Annotated in this window: 19 protein-coding genes; 7 read left to right on the top strand and 12 right to left on the bottom strand. The window is 63.9% G+C overall.

The window, feature by feature from the left end:
- Nucleotides 1-41: 41 nt before the first annotated feature.
- Nucleotides 42-545, bottom strand: a complete 504-nt coding sequence (locus HMPREF2656_RS00405) for a GNAT family N-acetyltransferase (protein WP_070815645.1) — start codon at nt 543-545, stop codon at nt 42-44.
- Nucleotides 546-568: 23 nt separating this feature from the next.
- On the opposite strand from HMPREF2656_RS00405, the gene HMPREF2656_RS00400 reads away from it, so the two are divergent.
- On the top strand, nt 569-1,402 hold the full coding sequence (locus HMPREF2656_RS00400; protein WP_070815562.1) for a chymotrypsin family serine protease: 834 nt from the start codon (nt 569-571) through the stop codon (nt 1,400-1,402).
- Nucleotides 1,403-1,540: 138 nt separating this feature from the next.
- On the opposite strand, the gene HMPREF2656_RS00395 is transcribed toward HMPREF2656_RS00400, so the two are convergent.
- Nucleotides 1,541-3,325 (bottom strand): acetyl-CoA carboxylase biotin carboxylase subunit, encoded by a 1,785-nt coding sequence (locus HMPREF2656_RS00395; protein WP_246825040.1) that lies wholly within the window; start codon nt 3,323-3,325, stop codon nt 1,541-1,543.
- Nucleotides 3,326-3,385: 60 nt separating this feature from the next.
- Nucleotides 3,386-4,270 (bottom strand): sulfurtransferase, encoded by an 885-nt coding sequence (locus HMPREF2656_RS00390; protein WP_070815561.1) that lies wholly within the window; start codon nt 4,268-4,270, stop codon nt 3,386-3,388.
- Between the two features lie 302 nt (nt 4,271-4,572).
- Here HMPREF2656_RS00390 and HMPREF2656_RS00385 point away from each other — a divergent pair, with 302 nt between their 5' ends.
- Complete coding sequence (locus HMPREF2656_RS00385; protein ID WP_070422883.1) at nt 4,573-5,634, top strand: Cj0069 family protein; 1,062 nt, start codon at nt 4,573-4,575, stop codon at nt 5,632-5,634.
- A 239-nt stretch (nt 5,635-5,873) separates the two neighbouring features.
- Here the strand turns inward: HMPREF2656_RS00385 and HMPREF2656_RS00380 are convergent, their stop codons facing one another.
- The 5 genes from HMPREF2656_RS00380 to HMPREF2656_RS00360 all read right to left on the bottom strand — a co-directional run bounded on the left by HMPREF2656_RS00380 (nt 5,874) and on the right by HMPREF2656_RS00360 (nt 10,009).
- Entirely contained in the window at nt 5,874-6,272 is a 399-nt protein-coding gene (locus tag HMPREF2656_RS00380; protein WP_070449528.1) for a DUF3151 domain-containing protein, read from the bottom strand.
- 26 nt (nt 6,273-6,298) lie between these two features.
- The gene (locus HMPREF2656_RS00375) at nt 6,299-6,892 is read right to left on the bottom strand and encodes a Maf family protein (protein WP_070422837.1); all 594 of its coding nucleotides are present in this window, start codon (nt 6,890-6,892) and stop codon (nt 6,299-6,301) included.
- Complete coding sequence (locus HMPREF2656_RS00370; protein ID WP_070422838.1) at nt 6,892-7,077, bottom strand: acyl-CoA carboxylase subunit epsilon; 186 nt, start codon at nt 7,075-7,077, stop codon at nt 6,892-6,894. Before HMPREF2656_RS00370 ends, HMPREF2656_RS00375 begins: the two co-directional genes overlap by 1 nt.
- A 10-nt stretch (nt 7,078-7,087) precedes the next feature.
- Nucleotides 7,088-8,611: an acyl-CoA carboxylase subunit beta gene (locus tag HMPREF2656_RS00365; RefSeq protein ID WP_070815560.1), complete on the bottom strand. Its 1,524-nt coding sequence runs from the start codon at nt 8,609-8,611 to the stop codon at nt 7,088-7,090.
- Between the two features lie 132 nt (nt 8,612-8,743).
- Nucleotides 8,744-10,009 (bottom strand): ATP-binding protein, encoded by a 1,266-nt coding sequence (locus HMPREF2656_RS00360; protein WP_246825038.1) that lies wholly within the window; start codon nt 10,007-10,009, stop codon nt 8,744-8,746.
- A gap of 192 nt (nt 10,010-10,201) precedes the next feature.
- Between HMPREF2656_RS00360 and HMPREF2656_RS00355 the strand changes: the two genes are divergently transcribed.
- Together HMPREF2656_RS00355 and HMPREF2656_RS00350 are read left to right on the top strand one after the other, a co-directional pair.
- Nucleotides 10,202-10,933: a biotin--[acetyl-CoA-carboxylase] ligase gene (locus HMPREF2656_RS00355; RefSeq protein ID WP_070815642.1), complete on the top strand. Its 732-nt coding sequence runs from the start codon at nt 10,202-10,204 to the stop codon at nt 10,931-10,933.
- 22 nt (nt 10,934-10,955) lie between these two features.
- Nucleotides 10,956-11,411, top strand: a complete 456-nt coding sequence (locus HMPREF2656_RS00350; RefSeq protein ID WP_070771963.1) for a hypothetical protein — start codon at nt 10,956-10,958, stop codon at nt 11,409-11,411.
- A gap of 53 nt (nt 11,412-11,464) precedes the next feature.
- Here the strand turns inward: HMPREF2656_RS00350 and budA are convergent, their stop codons facing one another.
- Nucleotides 11,465-12,193, bottom strand: coding sequence for an acetolactate decarboxylase (budA, locus tag HMPREF2656_RS00345; RefSeq protein WP_070614836.1), 729 nt, complete (start codon nt 12,191-12,193; stop codon nt 11,465-11,467).
- Nucleotides 12,194-12,251: 58 nt separating this feature from the next.
- Between budA and HMPREF2656_RS00340 the strand changes: the two genes are divergently transcribed.
- From HMPREF2656_RS00340 to HMPREF2656_RS00330, 3 genes are read left to right on the top strand one after another with little or no spacing between them, the layout of a single operon-like run.
- Nucleotides 12,252-13,415, top strand: coding sequence for a 5-(carboxyamino)imidazole ribonucleotide synthase (locus tag HMPREF2656_RS00340; RefSeq protein WP_083319380.1), 1,164 nt, complete (start codon nt 12,252-12,254; stop codon nt 13,413-13,415).
- A gap of 4 nt (nt 13,416-13,419) precedes the next feature.
- Complete coding sequence (gene purE / locus HMPREF2656_RS00335; protein WP_070570497.1) at nt 13,420-13,923, top strand: 5-(carboxyamino)imidazole ribonucleotide mutase; 504 nt, start codon at nt 13,420-13,422, stop codon at nt 13,921-13,923.
- The gene (locus HMPREF2656_RS00330) at nt 13,916-14,383 is read left to right on the top strand and encodes a YdcF family protein (RefSeq protein ID WP_070815559.1); all 468 of its coding nucleotides are present in this window, start codon (nt 13,916-13,918) and stop codon (nt 14,381-14,383) included. The genes purE and HMPREF2656_RS00330 overlap by 8 nt, the downstream gene beginning before the upstream one ends.
- A 57-nt stretch (nt 14,384-14,440) precedes the next feature.
- Here HMPREF2656_RS00330 and HMPREF2656_RS00325 read toward each other — a convergent pair whose 3' ends face one another.
- The 3 genes from HMPREF2656_RS00325 to HMPREF2656_RS12345 form a co-directional block, all read right to left on the bottom strand.
- Complete coding sequence (locus HMPREF2656_RS00325; RefSeq protein WP_070815558.1) at nt 14,441-14,764, bottom strand: hypothetical protein; 324 nt, start codon at nt 14,762-14,764, stop codon at nt 14,441-14,443.
- Nucleotides 14,765-14,837: 73 nt separating this feature from the next.
- Nucleotides 14,838-15,494 carry a TIGR03089 family protein gene (locus tag HMPREF2656_RS00320; RefSeq protein WP_070815557.1) on the bottom strand — a complete coding sequence of 219 codons (657 nt, stop codon included), beginning with the start codon at nt 15,492-15,494 and terminating at the stop codon, nt 14,838-14,840.
- A gap of 18 nt (nt 15,495-15,512) precedes the next feature.
- A partial coding sequence (locus tag HMPREF2656_RS12345) for an AbgT family transporter (RefSeq protein ID WP_210400936.1) occupies nt 15,513-15,702 on the bottom strand: 190 nt, incomplete at its 5' end.

Below are 15,702 nucleotides of genomic sequence, written 5' to 3'. Positions count from 1 at the left end.
AGGTGGAAGGCGGCGACCTCGTGGTGGTTATCGCCTAACGCTTAGGCGGTGAAGTCCTTCACGTCGACGGCCATGACATTGTCGTGGCCGTCGACGTTTTTAAATCCGAAAGTTTCGTAGCGGTGGCGGGCACGCTCGTTGTTCGGGTCCACCCACAGCGCCACCTTCGGCGCACCCTGCTTCGCGGCCAACTCCACCGCGGCAGCCAGCAGCCGGACGGCGAGTTTGTGCCCTGCGTAGCGGCGTTCTACCGCAATCGCGATTTCCGGAATATCGCTGCCCAGGTTCGCCCAGCCCTGCTCGGGCGTCGACCAGTAGCGCAGCCACACACCGCCCGACGGCACGCGGAACTGATCGAACGCGAGAACGCCGCCCTCGGCTTCCGGATCCCAGTTTCCGACGTAGTCGTCAGACCCTTCAGCTTCCTCTTGGCCGATCTCGCCGTGCTCGTCACCGAACACGTCGGTAAGAAAGTTCAGCCGGCGCAGGTACGTCCGGTCAGACTCGGTTGCTTCACGTAGTTCGAACTGAGGTGTGTAATCCATGCGCACCACGTTAATCTTTTCCCATGCTTCGACGCATATTCCTATCGACGACCACGGCAACCACCCTTGCCCTCACCCCCATCGCCAACGCCGAGGTTCCGGTGGTGGAGCAGGGCGCCCGCGTGGTAGTCGTCGATAAGGGAATTTGCTCCATCGGATTCAACGACCCCAACCAACGGATTAGCTACACCGCCGGACACTGTGGCGAACACGGCAGCCGCGCCGCCGTGGGCCAGGCGAACGGAACGTTCTATCCCTCCACGGAGTTTGGTAGGTCTGCGACCGGCAACGACTGGGGCATCATCCGCTGGGACGACGGTGTCCAACTGGGCGCGAACACCATCACCACCGACGCCGTGGTGGACCTCGAGGATCTTCACCCCAACGACGAGATCTGCCTGCTCAGTGCAGGGGAGAAGCGGTGCGGCACCTTCGTTGACCGGCTGGGTAACAACGTCTACTTCGACAGCGACCTTGGCGTGAAGGGCGACTCCGGGGCACCCGTCTGGGCGCCCGGTAGGGGACTGGTGGCGGTCTACTCAGGCGTGAGCACAGTCTCGAACCGGAAGGGCGAGTCGGCCTCTTTGAACCGTGCCTCGAAGCCGCTCAACGGGCCAGGCGTGACGGAGGCGCAGGAGATCGAGCTGATCAGCGCCACGAAACCGATTGGTACGCCCGTTACCCACGACGCCGAGACCCCCGAATCGCCCGCGACCAATGTGGCTCACTCTGGCTCGAGCGCTTCTCCGGAGGCCATCGCCACGATTGTTGTGGCGGTCGCCGTTGTGTTGGGCTTCCTCGTGCCGTTTATCGGACCTGTGCTGGAGCAGTTCGCCGTTTCCGTAGGTCTGCGCTGACGGATTGTGGCGGAATGTGTCAGGCGGCCTTTGAAGGGGTATAGAACGCCTGGTCGTAGCGTCGTAAAGAAAAGCCCTGACAGATTCTGCAAAATCTGTCAGGGCAATGGGTGGGACAAGCGCCACCGAAGCAACCAGCTACTTCAGCTCCATGAGCACGGCGCCCTTGGTCACCTGGCCACCAGCCTCGGCGGCGAGGCCCGTGACGGTGCCGGCCTTGTGTGCCTTGACCGGGTTCTCCATCTTCATGGCCTCGAGGACCAGCAGGACATCGCCTTCAGCAACCTCGTCGCCTTCGGAGACGTTGACCTTGATCACGGAACCCTGCATGGGGGAGGCGACGGCGTCACCGGAGACAGCAGCCTTGCCTGCGCGGCGCTTCTTCGGCTTGCGCTTGGCGGGGCCTGCGGTGACGAGTTCCTCGGGTAGGGCGACTTCGACGCGGCGGCCGTCAATTTCAACGGCAAAGGTGCGACGGGTCGGCAGGTCGGTGTCGGCGTCGTCACCAGATGCATCGGCGCTGGACGCGGGCAGTTCGCCGTCCCACTCTTCCTCGATCCAGCGGGTGTACACGTCGAAGCCGTCTTCGGTGCCGACGAATGCCGGGTTGTCCAGGATGGCCTGGTGGAAGGGGATGACGGTGGGGAAGCCGGTGACCACGTATTCTCCAAGCGCGCGGCGGGCACGCTGGATGGCCTCTTGACGGGTGGCGCCGTCGACGATCAGTTTCGCCAGCATGGAGTCGAACTGGCCGCCGATGACGGAGCCTGCGCGCACGCCGGAATCGACACGCACACCCGGGCCGGTGGGCTCAGCGTATGCAACGACGGTGCCCGGTGCCGGCATGAAGTTTGCGGCGGCGTCTTCGCCGTTGATGCGGAACTCAATAGCGTGGCCACGCGGAGCCGGGTCTTCGGTCAGCTGCAGTTCCTCGCCGCGGGCGATACGGAACTGCTCGCGCACGAGGTCGATGCCGGCGGTGACCTCGGTGACGGGGTGTTCGACCTGCAGGCGGGTGTTGACCTCCAAAAACGAGATCAGCCCGTCAGAGCCCACGAGGTACTCCACGGTGCCGGCGCCGTAGTAACCTGCTTCGCGGCAGATGGCCTTGGCAGAGGAGCGGATGCGCTCGCGCTGCTCGTCGGTGAGGAAGGGCGCTGGGGCTTCTTCGACAAGTTTTTGGAAGCGACGCTGCAAGGAGCAATCGCGCGTACCGACGACGACAACGTTGCCGTGCTGATCAGCCAACACCTGCGCTTCAACGTGGCGGGCCTTGTCCAGGTAGCGCTCCACGAAGCACTCGCCACGACCGAACGCTGCGGTGGCTTCGCGGGTGGCGGACTCAAACAGTTCCGGAATCTCTTCGCGGGTGTAGGCGACCTTCATGCCGCGACCGCCACCGCCGAAAGCTGCCTTGATGGCAACGGGCAGGCCGTGCTCGTCGGCAAACGCAACGACCTCGTCAGCGTTGGCCACGGGGTCCTTAGTGCCGGGCGCCATGGGGGCGTCGGCGGCTTCAGCGATGTGGCGGGCGGTGACCTTGTCACCGAGTGCCGCGATGGCCTCCGGCGACGGGCCGATCCAGGTCAGGCCAGCGTCGATGACCTTCTGCGCGAACTCGGCGTTCTCCGAGAGGAAGCCGTAGCCCGGGTGGATAGCGTCGGCGCCGGACTTCTGCGCGGCGTCGATGACCTTGTCCATGTCCAGGTAAGACTCGGCGGCGGTGGTGCCGCCGAGGGCGAAGGCTTCGTCGGCAAGAGCGACGAACGGCGCATCGACATCAGGGTCTGCATACACCGCGACCGACGCAACACCTTCGTCCTGGCACGCGCGGATGACGCGCACGGCAATCTCGCCGCGATTAGCGACGAGCACCTTGCTCAGGCTGCGGGGCAGATCAGTATTCGGTGCGGTGGTGGACACGAAGCAATCCCGTCCTTCAATCGGAAATACGAACCGTCAGAAAATCGGACAAATGTCGTTCTATGTTACAGCCCCACCACGGGAATCCCCTTTAGCCACGGGGACGCGGACCATGTTGCCCCACTCGGCCCAGGAACCGTCGTACAGCGCAACGTCCTCGAAACCGAGAATATTGTTCAGGACGTACCAGGTGTGCGACGCGCTTTCGCCCAACTGGCAGTACACCACTGTGCGCTTCTTCGGATCGAAATCCTTGTAGATCTCGCGGATGTCCTCCAACGGGCGGAAGCGCGCGTTCGGGTGCACGGAACGGCCCCACGGGACGCTAAACGCGCCCGGAGTGTGGCCCTGGCGCAGCGTCGGTACTTGGGGTTGCACAGGGGCGGTGCCGTCGCCGCGGTAAGCGGGGGCTGGGCGGGCGTCGATAAGCTGCTCCGGCGGATTATCCAGCAGCTCGGAGGCGAAGGTGCGAACTGCGGTGTCCTTGCGCTCCACCACGGGGTAGTCAGACTCGGGGTAGGAGGGAACGACGAAGGACGTGTCGCGCTCCTCACCCATCCACGCGTCGCGTCCGCCATCGAGCAAGCGCACGTCGGGGTGGCCGAACAGCTCGAACACCCAGGCGGTGTAGGCAGCCCACCAGTTGGCGTGGTCGCCGTAGACCACCACCGTGTCGTCGCGGCTGATGCCGCGGGATCGCATGAGTTTGGCAAAGGCTTCGCCGTCGATGAAGTCGCGGTTGAGCTCGTCGTTAAGATCGCTCTTCCAGTCAATGCGCACCGCGCCCGGAATGTGGCCGATGTCGTAGAGGAACGCATCCTCATCACTTTCGACAACCTTCAGACCATCCACGCCGAGCCGCGCCGAAAGCCACGCGGCGGTGACAAACTTCTCAGGATGTGCGTAGTCCTTGAACTGGGGATTGTCGTCGAGTTCGATACCCACGTCAGCTGCCTTTCGTCTCTGCGGCCCCCGCCGGAATAGGCGAGTGAACAATCACCGACAAGGATACAGGTAGTACCAGCAAATCCCGGCCGGAATCGGCGAGAAACCTCGCCTCGCCACAACAGGTGTGAACTTGCACACTATCAATTCTGCCGCCCTGTGTGGGTCGCTTTAAGCCGATAGAGTCAGAGACGGAACACGACGGCTACGGCTGAGATGTTTCGCGAGTTTTTACCTACCCCGCCGATGCATGCGCTGACCGCATTCACACGCTGCGGGACAACATCATGAAAGGGATCACCGTGCACAAGGCGATTGTTGTCTTCGAGGTTGAGGGCGGCTCCGACAAGTACATTGACGGCCACCGCAAGGACACCATGCCCATTGTCAACGCCATCAAGGAAAAGGGCTGGCACGCAGAGGTTGTCTACTTCCGTCCGGAGTGGGCCGACGACCTGTTCACGTACGTCTCCGAGAACTTCGACGGCTACATCTCGCGTGTGAACCCGGGCAACATCCCGGGCGGCGAAAAGGGCTACTTTGACCTGCTTACCCGCCTGTCCGAGGCCGGCCTGGTCGGCATGTCCACCCCGCAGGAGATGATCTCCTACGGTGCGAAGGATGCCCTGGTGAAGCTGAACAAGACCGACCTTGTGCCGGAAGATACCGCCGCGTACTACGAGGTTGAGGACTTCCACAACACCTTCCCGACCTCCCTGTCCTACGGCGAGCGCGTGCTCAAGCAGAACCGCGGCTCCACCGGCTCCGGCATCTGGCGCGTGCGCCTTGCCGACGAAGCCCTGGCCGACTCCGTCGAACCGGGCACCGCCCTGCCGCTGGACACCAAGCTCAAGTGCACCGAGGCCGTGGACAACCACACTGAGGAGCGCGAGCTCGGCGAGTTCATGGACTTCTGTGACCAGTACATCGAAGGCGACAACGGCATGCTCGTGGACATGCGCTTCATGCCGCGCATCGTCGAGGGTGAGATCCGCATTCTGCTGGTCGGCCCGCACCCGGTGTTCGTCGTACACAAGAAGCCGGCTGAGGGCGGCGACGCGTTCTCCGCAACCTTGTTCTCCGGCGCGAAGTACACCTACCAGAAGCCGGAGGAGTGGCAGGAGCTCGTCGACATGTTCGCCGAGGCCCGCCCGGTCATCGCCGAGAACCTCGGTGGCGACAACATTCCGCTGATCTGGACCGCGGACTTCATGCTTGCCGATGACGACGAGACCGGGGAGGACACCTACGTCCTCGGCGAGATCAACTGCTCCTGCGTCGGCTTCACCTCGGAGCTCGACATGGGCATCCAGGAGATGGTGGCCGAGGAGGCCATCAAGCGCGTGGAGGCGAAGCACGCGTAAGCGCTGGCTTTTCGACGACACCAACGCCCCGGCCCGAAAATCCCGTGCCGGGGCTTCTTGTCTGTCGTGACCCGGTTTTCGCCGACCGGGAATGCGGATCGTCTAGTTGCATTTCGGGGCCGCTAGACGATCCGCATTTTATTGATATCTGTTTTCAATATCACCTGGGGAAATGCATCCGGGGACTCGTGATCGTCTAGTGCCCCCTCACAGGCAGCTAGACGATCTGCTTTTGACGCCTACCCCAGCAGCTCCTTTACGCTAGCCGGGTCGGCATCGGAGAGCATTTGGCGGCAGCGGTCGTACTCGGCGTCGTCGCCAATCGCCTTGGAGGTCAGCGCCAACATCGCAATCGCCTTGAGCACGCCACGGTTCGGCTCGTGGGACGCCGGGACTGGACCCCAGCCTTTCCAGCCGTTGGCGCGCAGGCGGTCCAGAGAGCGGTGGTAGCCGGTGCGGGCGTAGGCGTAAGCGATGAGTTTGTCGCCGGATTCGAGTTCACGCTCGGCGCGGGTGGCCCAGACGGCGGGGGAATCGGGGTGGGCGAGCGCGGTGTCGTCGGCAAGGAGGTCCTTGCCGGTGGCCGGATCGGCGGGAAGTTCGATGGGCTTCGGTGCGAGCATGTCGTTGATTTCCATGATGGCCAGGCTACCCACAACGTGCGCTACGCGGTCCAGAAGTCGGAGGCGTCCAGTCCGAAGCGGTACAGGCAGCGGCGCAAAAGTGGCATGGACAGGCCGATGACGCTGGTGGGGTCGCCGTCGATGGAGTCGATGAACCAGGAGCCGAGCGCCTCGAGCGTGAACGCGCCGGCGCACTGAAGCGGCTGGCCGGAGCGGGCGTAGGCCTCGATGTCGGCATCGGATACGTCACCGAAGCGGATGGCGGTGGTGACGGTATCCACGACCCATTCGCCGCCGAACCACACCGCATGCCCGGTGAGCAGGTGTGCTTCCTTACCGCGCTGTGCTTTCCACCGGCGGATAGTTTCGTCGACGGTGTGGGGTTTGCCCAGCAAGGTGTCGTCGAGAAGCAGCATGCTGTCGCAGCCAACAACAACATCGTCGGGGAACTGCGCAATCGCCGTCTCGGCTTTCGCGCGGGCGAGGGTGGCAACGGTGGTGGCGGGTGGGACGTTGCCAAGTGCAGCGATCACCGCATCCTCATCGATGTGCGCGGGGCGCAGCACCGGGGTGACGCCGCCTTGTTCGAGCAGCATGCGTCGCGACGGCGACTGCGACGCCAACACCAACCGCATTAGAAATACGCCGCCGAATCGAACGCGTGCGGATTAAACGCAGTCGCCGGGTGGGACGCACCCCACATGTTGGCGTCCGGCTGCACCCCGGACTGCTTGCGTTCGCGCTGGAGCTGCAGCAACACCTCGGTCAGCGCCTGCAGTTCCGCCTCGGTGGGGTTGCCTTTAACTACCTGAATATCCACGTCAGCCTCCTTACAGCGGGATGTTGCCGTGCTTCTTCTGTGCCGGGTAGGTCACCTTGCGCTCGAGCAGGCGCAGGCCCTCGAGGACGCGGGCGCGGGTGGTGGATGGCTCGATGACGGCGTCGACCATTCCGCGCTCAGTGGCCACGTACGGGTTGAGGTTGTCCGCGGCGTACTGCTCCTCGTCGGTGCCGATCGCCTCGGCGGCGGTGGTGGCGTCTGCCAGTGCGATCTGTGCGGTCGGCCAAGCGAACACCAGGTCCGCGCCCAGGCCCTTCGAGCCGAGCAGCGCGTACGACGGACCGAACGCCTTGCGGGTGACCACGGTGATCGTGCCCACCTGGGCCTCTGCAAACGCGTAGGCGAGTGCGGCGGCGGCTGCGGCGGACCCGGAGCGCTCCTCCTCGACCGACGGGAGGAAGCCGGGGGAGTCCACGAACTGCACGATCGGCAGGTTAAACGCGTCGCAGGTGCGGATGAAGCGTGCGGCCTTGCGTGCGGCGTCGCGGGTCAGGCAGCCAGCCAAAACACTCGGCTGCGTTGCGACGACACCAACCGCGCGCCCGCCCACGTGCGCAAAACCGGTGACCACGGAACCTGCGAAGCCAGCGGAGAGTTCCAGAACGTCGCCGTCGGTGACCGAAGCCAGGATGTCGGTGACGTCGTAGGGCTGGTTGTCGTCGTCAGGCATGAATGTGTCGAGGTCGGCCTCCGTCGCAGGGGCCTCGGCGTTGTCCGCGCCCAGCGGGGACGCGGCCTTGTTGTTCAGCGGCAGGTAGCTGACCACGGTACGGGCCAGGTCCACCGCTTCCGTATCGGTCGCGGCGACGAGCTGCGCCAGGCCAGTCTTCGCGGCGTGGACGGCGGTGCCGCCAAGCTCATCGGAAGTCGTTTCGGCGCCGGAGACCTTGCTCACGATGTCCGCCGTGGTCACGTGCAGGGACGCGCCCTCGGCCATGACGGTGATGTCCGCCATCGGGACCGTGGTGGCAGCGAGCGAGGCGACATCCCCGGCCACGACCGCGATCTGCGGAATCAAACCCGACGCACGGGTTGCCGCACGCAGGATCTGTGCCTGCATATGCGCGGTGACAATGCCTTCCTTCCAACGCGGGCCAGTCGAGTCATAAATACCGATCAGCGGCACGCCGGTCTTGGTTGCCAAGTCGTAGATCTTGAGGATCTTCTCGCAGTACACCTCACCGACCTGGCCGTCGAAAATCGTCGGGTCTTGGGAGAAGACGCAGACACGACGGCCGTCGATCAGCCCGTAGCCCGTAATCACACCGTCGGTGGAAGGCTTGGACTTGTCCATCTTGTATGCCTCGACGCGGTGCTTGGCCAGGGCGTCGGTCTCCACGAACGTGCCGTCGTCGAGAAGCGAAAGCACGCGCTCACGAGCAGTGGTGCCGCCAGCCTCGTGGACAGCATCGATCGCGTCCTGACCGACCGGTGCCTGCGCCTCATCCAGGCGATTGCGCAGATCCTGAATGCGGCCAGCCGTCGTGGTCATGTCGGGTTTAGATGAACTCATAACGCCCCAGTCTAGATTCCGAGATTGTTCCTGCCACATTGCCTATCGACGGCGCGTCGCCGGACGTTTCGCTACGGCGGGGCGTGGTTGGCCTGGCCGGGGCGCGGGGTTGGGGTGAGGGAGCGGGGAACACTAATTGCCGAGAAGCGCGAGAGGCATAACGATCACACCGTCACGTCGTACATAAGCCTGTTTCCCCGTGGTAAGGACCATGAGGTTGGTGACGCGGTCTGGAATACGTTCGCGCAACCATAGGAGGTGTCGGACGTCGGCGTCGTCGATATGAGGCTTCAGCTTGACCTCCACCCCGAGCACCTCCCGTTCAGCGCCCTCAATGATGAAGTCGACTTCCCGCTCTCCCGCGTTGGACCTGAGGTGGTAGACCTTGGCCCTGTTTGCTTGGGCCAGTACACGCAGGGTGAGCGCGCACAGAGACTCGAAAAGCGGCCCGAACATGTGCGCAGCACGGTTACTCAAGAGGCCAGATGGGGATATTCCAAGAAGCCTGGCAGCGAGTGCAGGGTCAGCCAAGTGATGCTTTGGGCCTTGCTGCAGGCGTTTGAACTCATTGTTTTCTGGAACCCAACCAGGAACTGGATCAAGCAGCCAAATCTTTGCAAGGTGCTCACGATATGCGAGTGTGGTCTTCTGATTTGGTTGTTCAGTCTGACCGCCGGTGGTCGCATCAAGCAGTCTGGAGTAAGCGGTGGTAGTGGCTGTTGCAGCAGCGTATGCGCGCAACCAGCTTCGAAGCGATTCCGGCCGTCTCACCTCGTATCCTGCATCGGGAATATCACGATCGATGATTCGCTCAATGTAGGAATCCAGCAGTGTGACCTGGATGAGCGGATTCGCGGAAGCGATGGCGGGGAATCCGCTTCCGGTGATGAGGCGTGCGTAGTCGTCGAGCGTACAGTCAGAAGAACCAGTTACATCGGTGTTTCCGGCCAAGATCCCGGCGAAGCTGCATGTGGGGTTAGCGACGCCACGTTCATGCACTGCCATTGGTCGCATTCTCAGTGAGACGATGCGTCCGGCCCCAGAGTGTGAGCCCTTCGGGTCGACTGGAGTAGCAGAGCCGGTGAGGAGGAAGCGCCCGGGCCCAGCGCCCTGATCTACTTGGCGTCGGACAGAATCCCAGATCTGGGGAAGATGCTGCCACTCATCTAGTAGAAGAGTTCCATCTGGTGCGGAGGAGAGCGAGAAATCTGCCTCGGCAACGTTCCTCATATCGGGATCGTCGAGATACCAAGCAGCGTCGGCTCGGCGCCTTGCAGTGTCGGTCTTGCCCACACCTTTTGGTCCGTCAATTGCGATTGCGGGCAGGTGAGGCATAAGGAGATCAAGCTCGTCATCAAGCGTGCGCCGAAGATATGACATACGGGTAGTGTACAGCATGAATAGTTCCTACTACCTGATTTTCAGGACTTCTACTACCCGTTTTTCAGAAGGGCTACTACCTGATTTTCAGGACTCCTACTACCCAATTTTCAGAAATGGGGTGCCTCTTCGGCGAAGCGCGCTAACTGACCTTTGCGGGGAGAGGGGCACCGAAACCCCAACACCCTGCCCGCTACTACGCTCGTGACCATGAGTGTCAAGGACGTGCAGGCAATTCAGGACAAGGTGGCCGGATACTGGACTGACGTGCGGTGGGTCGAGTCCACCGGGTCGACGAACGCGGACCTGCTCAAGGACGGTTCCGCGCCGGGCACGGTGCTCATCGCCGATGAGCAAACCGCTGGCAAGGGCCGCTTGGGTCGCCATTGGGTGTCGCCGAAGGGCTCGCAGTTGGCCATGAGCATGGTCATCGACGTGACCGATACCCCGCCGCCGTTCGGGTTGCTGTCTATCGCGCCGGGGGTGGCGGTGACGGATGTGGTGCCGCAGGCGCAGTTGAAGTGGCCGAACGATGTGCAGATTTGCGGCAAGAAGATCGCTGGCATCCTCTCGGCGTTGGATATGCCGCGGGTGATTGTGGGCATCGGCATTAACGTCGCTATGCGTCCGGAGGATCTGCCTGTGGAGACCGCCACCGCCTTGAACCTTGAGGGCATTGACGTGGATTTCGACGAGTTCACCGCCGACATCCTCGCCGCGATGGGTCGTCGTTTGAAGCAGTGGCAGGAGCGCGACCCGCAGTTGTTGGAGGATTACCGCAAGGTCTGTTCGACCATCGGCCAGCAGGTTCGCCTGGAGTTACGCGAGGGGGAGGAGACGGTGCGCGGCCTGGTCACGGGCATTAATGATGAGGGCGAGGTGCTTATCGACGACACCCCGTTCTCCGTCGGCGACGTCCACCACCTCCGCCCGACCCAGTAGGCGTGCAGTAACCTAGCCGGTCATGGCTAACAAAGCGGTGTTTCGTGTCGGCGAGGACGAGGTGGTCCTCGCCGATGTGTGTGCGCCGCTTTCTTCGTTGACGTTCCCGCTGCTGGAGTTGGTGGCGGTTACCGGCATTGCCTGGATGGCGATCGGCTGGATGGACGTCACCCCGCATATCGATCCGGGGATGCGCAACATTGTGGTGCTGATCTGGGCGATTCTTGCGCTGTGGCGGTTTGTGTTGCCGTTGGTGTCGTCGCGACGCAGGCGCTTCGTGGTCACTGACAAGCGCGTCCTCGCAAGGGGGCGGCGTGGCGCGGTGGATTCGATCCCGTTGCGCCAGATCCATTCGGTGCGGCGGGAGCGCGGGGGCTTGTGGATCGCGCTGTACGGCTACGCCCAGCCGGTGCGGTTTGACCGGGTGGGCAAGACACGCGCGGTGGAGAAGGTGCTGCAGTCGCAGCTGCGCGGCTAGGCGCACCCGCGCCGCAGCCCCCGCGCCGCAGCCCCCGCGCCGCAGCTGCGCGGCTAGTCCTTGACTTCCGTGGTGTGGAGCTGCTCGTCGAGGTCCTCAGGTGAGAGGTGCCCGCCGAGGAATTCGGCGGTGACGGGCAGGTGCAGTTCCATGTCGGTGCCGGGGCACAGTTCGATGACGGCGTCGTCGACGGTGTAGTCGAGGACGTGGCCGCCGCGCGTGTGGTCGTCGTCAATGAAATGCACGTGGCAGCCGGGCACACCGATGCCTTTGGCGTACATGGGGGTGCGGAATCCGCCGATGACGCCTTCGACGTCGGTGAAGATGTGTTCGGCGTCGTCGGAGACCGCCTCGGACATTGGGGGATAGGGCTTTTCTTGTTTGGTCACGGTGCGCACGCGGACTTCTTTGAAGCGGCCGGTGATTTTGACGGCGGTGAAGAAGTTGTGGCTGGGTTCGGCGTCGTCGATAAATTTGGCGAGTTCGGCGCGGACCATGCCGGCGGGTGCGTCGAAACGCAGGCGGGGTACGAAGTTGGTCACCACGGTAAATGGGGTGTGTTGGTCGAGGTCAGCGACGCGGGCTTTGCCGTCGGAGGTGAGTTGGTGGCACACGCCGTCGAGGATGAGCATCTCGCCGTCGAGGGCGTCGAAGGTGCCGAGGCCGAAGTTGCCTTTGCTCAGGATGTCGCTGATGGTGAGCTCGCCGTCGTAGATGCCGTCGAGAAGTGCGGTCATCAGAGAGTTTTGGAAAATGGTGTGGCGGGCGATGGTTTCAGACATGGCTGCGATGCTAGTCGGTTGGCCGACTACAGTGTGGGGCGTGAGTAACGCGTATGGGATGCCTGTTGTCGCCGTGCTGGGCGACGGCCAATTGGCACGAATGATGCAAACGGAAGCTATCGAGCTCGGCGTGGACACTCGCGTGCTCGCGTCGAGTAAGGACAAGTCGGCGGCGCAAGTCTTCGGCGATGTCCGCATCGGCGACTACACCAACCTTGAGGATCTGCGCGCGATCGTCGAGGGCGCGGACGCGGTCACGTTTGATCACGAGCATGTGCCGAACGAGTACGCGCAATTGCTTATCGACGACGGCGTCGCCGTCGAACCGCGCCCCGAAGCCCTCATCTACGCCCAGGACAAACTCGAGCAGCGCCGCCGCCTCGCGGAGGCGGGCCTGCCGGTGCCGCCGTTCGCAGCGATCACGTCGGCTGCGGACGCGGAGGCGTTCTGGGACGACAACGATGGTCAGGTCTGCCTGAAGGCGACGCGGGGTGGGTATGACGGGCATGGGGTGTGGTTCCCGTCGTCGAGAAGCGAATGCGCGGAACTCGTGGATGATCTGCTCGGCCGTGACCTGCCGCTGATGGCGGAGAAGAAGGTCGCGTTCACGCGTGAGTTGTCCGCCATGGTGGCACGCAACCGCTCCGGCGATGTACGCGCGTGGCCGGTGGTGGAGTCGCGCCAGGCAGACGGCATTTGCCGCGTGGCCATCGCGCCCGCGCCGGACATGTCGGACGAGCAGGCCAAGCATTGCGAAGACCTCGCCGTGCGTGTCGCCGAAGGCTTGGGTGTGACCGGCGTGCTGGCGGTGGAACTGTTCGAGTATGAGGGGCCGAACGGCCCGGAGGTGGCCGTCAACGAGTTGGCCATGCGCCCGCACAACACTGGCCACTGGACCCAGGACGGCTGCCTGACCTCCCAGTTTGAGCAGCACATCCGTGCTGTGTTGGACTGGCCGCTCGGTGCCGTGGACACGCTTGCGCCGGCGACCGTCATGGTGAACACACTTGGCGGCGACGAGGATCCGGACACTCCGATGGCCGAGCGCGTCGTCGCGGTGATGCGCAAGTACCCGCAGGCCAAGGTGCACCTCTACGGCAAGGACCACCGTCCGGGCCGCAAGATGGGCCACGTCAACGTGTGCGCCGACACCGTCGAGGAAGCACTCGCGATTGCCGAGGACGCCGCGCACTACATCATCCACGCAACCTGGAAGGACTAAGCAGATGGCACAGCCGCAAGTTGGCATCATCATGGGCTCGGACTCGGACTGGGACACCGTCGCCCCGGCCGCCGAGGTACTCGCCGAGTTTGGCATCCCGTTCGAGGTCGGCGTGGTCTCCGCGCACCGCACCCCGGACAAGATGCTCGCCTACGCCAAGGAGGCACATACCCGTGACCTTCAGGTGATCATCGCCTGCGCTGGCGGTGCCGCGCACCTGCCGGGCATGGTCGCCGCGGCCACCCCGCTGCCGGTCATCGGTATTCCGCGCGCGCTGGACACGCTTGACGGCATGGATTCGCTGCTGTCCATCGTGCAGATGCCGGGAGGTGTCCCGGTGGCAACGGTCTCCATCGGTGGTGCAAAGAACGCCGGCCTGCTCGCCGCCCGCATCCTGGGTGCCGCCGACCCGGCTGTGCAGCGCAAGATGGTGGACTACCAGGCACGCATGGCAGCCGAGGTGGAACGCAAGGACGAGGCGTTGCGTCAGCGCCTGATGGGTGAGTAACCCAATCGTTGTGTTAGGCGCCCGGATTGTGGACGGGCGCCCTTCTCGCATGCTCGAGCACCGCTTGCACAAGGCGCTCGAGGTGTGGCGTGCGAATCCGGCGCCGATCGTGGTGTCCGGCGACGGGGAGGCCGACATCATGGCCGCCTGGCTCACCGCCCACGGTGTGCCTGCTCAGGCGGTGGTGCTCGAGCCGCATGCGCGGTCCACGAACGAAAACCTGGAACGTTCCCGCGCGCTGTTCCCCGACGCGTCGTACCTCACCGTAGTGACCAGCGGTTTCCACGTCCCCCGTACCCGCGTGTGGGCGCGGCACCTGGGCATCCCGGTGCGCATGGTCGCTGCGACGACGCCTGAAACCTCGCGGAAGAAAAACTACGCGCGCGAAGTGTTTGCCGTGCCGCACTCCATCACGCGCGTTGCTTGGCGACGACTCGCCCGCCGCCTCTTCGGCCGCTGAGCCATGCAACACGTGCCGCCCGACGGGCTCCGCTCTGGTCAGGCGTTGGCGCCAGGACTAGCGGGGGAGGCCCGGCAGGTTGATGCCGAAGTGTGGGCCAGCAAAGTACAGGCCTGCTGCGCCGAGGGTGGCGATGATCGCAGCCGCACCGACCAGCAGCGCGACGAAGCGCCCTGCGTTATCCACTTCGTCCTGGGTGTACTCGGAGCTACCCGGGCCGGTGGCCATCTTCTTGTCTTTCGGAGTGGTGTTTGTGTTCTCGGTTTCGGTCTGAGCCGTGGTCTCAGCCTGGGCCGGGGCGACAGTTGCGGTGGCGAGGCTGACGGTCAGTGCGGGGGCGAGAGCCAGCGCACCAGCGCGGCGGATCAGCGTGCGGGACATGCCGGATTCCCTTCATCAATGCGGGTAGTGTCCGGCACAGCTTAGCCCAGGAGTGCAGGGGTAACAGTCATGACTACTGGATACGGCGCGTGACGTTCTCAGCGGCGGAGATCTCCTGGAGCCGTTTATCGGATACCGAACCCGTGACGACGACCACGGACCCGCCGGCGGCCAGCGGTGCCATCACCGACATCGTGAAGTCATCGGTGCCACGCCAATCTTGGGCGAGGTAGCGTTCGGCCTTAACGCCTGGCTGGGCGAAGGTGGACAGGTCTGGGCTGTTGCCGAAGTAGTCGTCGCCGTAGAAGCGCACGGTGGGGCCGAAGTCCACGGTGCCGGGCGGAATGGTGCCGCCGGCTTCCTCGACGCCGCGGCCGAACGGGTCGTCGGAGACAAGGACGCACTCGGTGGCGTCGGTCCAGTTTTCGGCGCGTTCCGGGGTGGTGAAGACGATATCGGGGGCGGTGGGGTGGTCGTCGATGAGCGGAGCGCGCGAAGAGTTGAACGTGCCAACCGCAATCACCGCAGCCTGCCAGGAGACGGGCAGGTCGATGACGATGCTCGCGTCGAGGGGGAGGTCGAATTCCTCGTCGAGCATGTTGGCCACTTTGCTGGCCCAGTTGTCCAGCGTTTGGGCGGAGAAATCCATGCGTAATCCCCGCGCATCGTCGTAAATGGTGAAGCGCGGGGATGCGGGATCTGCGGCGAGAAGTGGGGCAAGCATGCTCATGCCCGCCCAGTGTAGGCACTACAGGAAGATGGCAGCGCCGGGGCCGAGCGGCAGGTCGAAGATGTACCAGATGAACAGCAGGGCAGCCCAGGACACCCAGAACGGAACCACGAACACGATCAGGCGCGACATCAGCGTGCCCAGGCCCGCATTGGGCTCGTATCGACGAAGCAACGTCAGGATCACGATGATGTACGGGTTCAGCGGG

It is taken from the genome of Corynebacterium sp. HMSC034B08, from assembly GCF_001835805.1.
Taxonomy (GTDB): domain Bacteria; phylum Actinomycetota; class Actinomycetes; order Mycobacteriales; family Mycobacteriaceae; genus Corynebacterium; species Corynebacterium coyleae.
Note: the sequence above shows the minus strand (reverse complement) of the source record. Positions and strands in the feature narration are given on the sequence as shown.

Coding starts and splice junctions, on each gene's coding strand:
- HMPREF2656_RS00405 (WP_070815645.1), bottom strand. CDS start 545: ATGGATTACACACCTCAGTTCGAACTACGTGAAGCAACCGAGTCTGAC.
- HMPREF2656_RS00400 (WP_070815562.1), top strand. CDS start 569: ATGCTTCGACGCATATTCCTATCGACGACCACGGCAACCACCCTTGCC.
- HMPREF2656_RS00380 (WP_070449528.1), bottom strand. CDS start 6,272: ATGGAAATCAACGACATGCTCGCACCGAAGCCCATCGAACTTCCCGCC.
- HMPREF2656_RS00375 (WP_070422837.1), bottom strand. CDS start 6,892: ATGCGGTTGGTGTTGGCGTCGCAGTCGCCGTCGCGACGCATGCTGCTC.
- HMPREF2656_RS00365 (WP_070815560.1), bottom strand. CDS start 8,611: ATGAGTTCATCTAAACCCGACATGACCACGACGGCTGGCCGCATTCAG.
- HMPREF2656_RS00360 (WP_246825038.1), bottom strand. CDS start 10,009: ATGCTGTACACTACCCGTATGTCATATCTTCGGCGCACGCTTGATGAC.
- HMPREF2656_RS00355 (WP_070815642.1), top strand. CDS start 10,202: ATGAGTGTCAAGGACGTGCAGGCAATTCAGGACAAGGTGGCCGGATAC.
- HMPREF2656_RS00350 (WP_070771963.1), top strand. CDS start 10,956: ATGGCTAACAAAGCGGTGTTTCGTGTCGGCGAGGACGAGGTGGTCCTC.
- budA (WP_070614836.1), bottom strand. CDS start 12,193: ATGTCTGAAACCATCGCCCGCCACACCATTTTCCAAAACTCTCTGATG.
- HMPREF2656_RS00340 (WP_083319380.1), top strand. CDS start 12,252: ATGCCTGTTGTCGCCGTGCTGGGCGACGGCCAATTGGCACGAATGATG.
- purE (WP_070570497.1), top strand. CDS start 13,420: ATGGCACAGCCGCAAGTTGGCATCATCATGGGCTCGGACTCGGACTGG.
- HMPREF2656_RS00325 (WP_070815558.1), bottom strand. CDS start 14,764: ATGTCCCGCACGCTGATCCGCCGCGCTGGTGCGCTGGCTCTCGCCCCC.
- HMPREF2656_RS00320 (WP_070815557.1), bottom strand. CDS start 15,494: ATGAGCATGCTTGCCCCACTTCTCGCCGCAGATCCCGCATCCCCGCGC.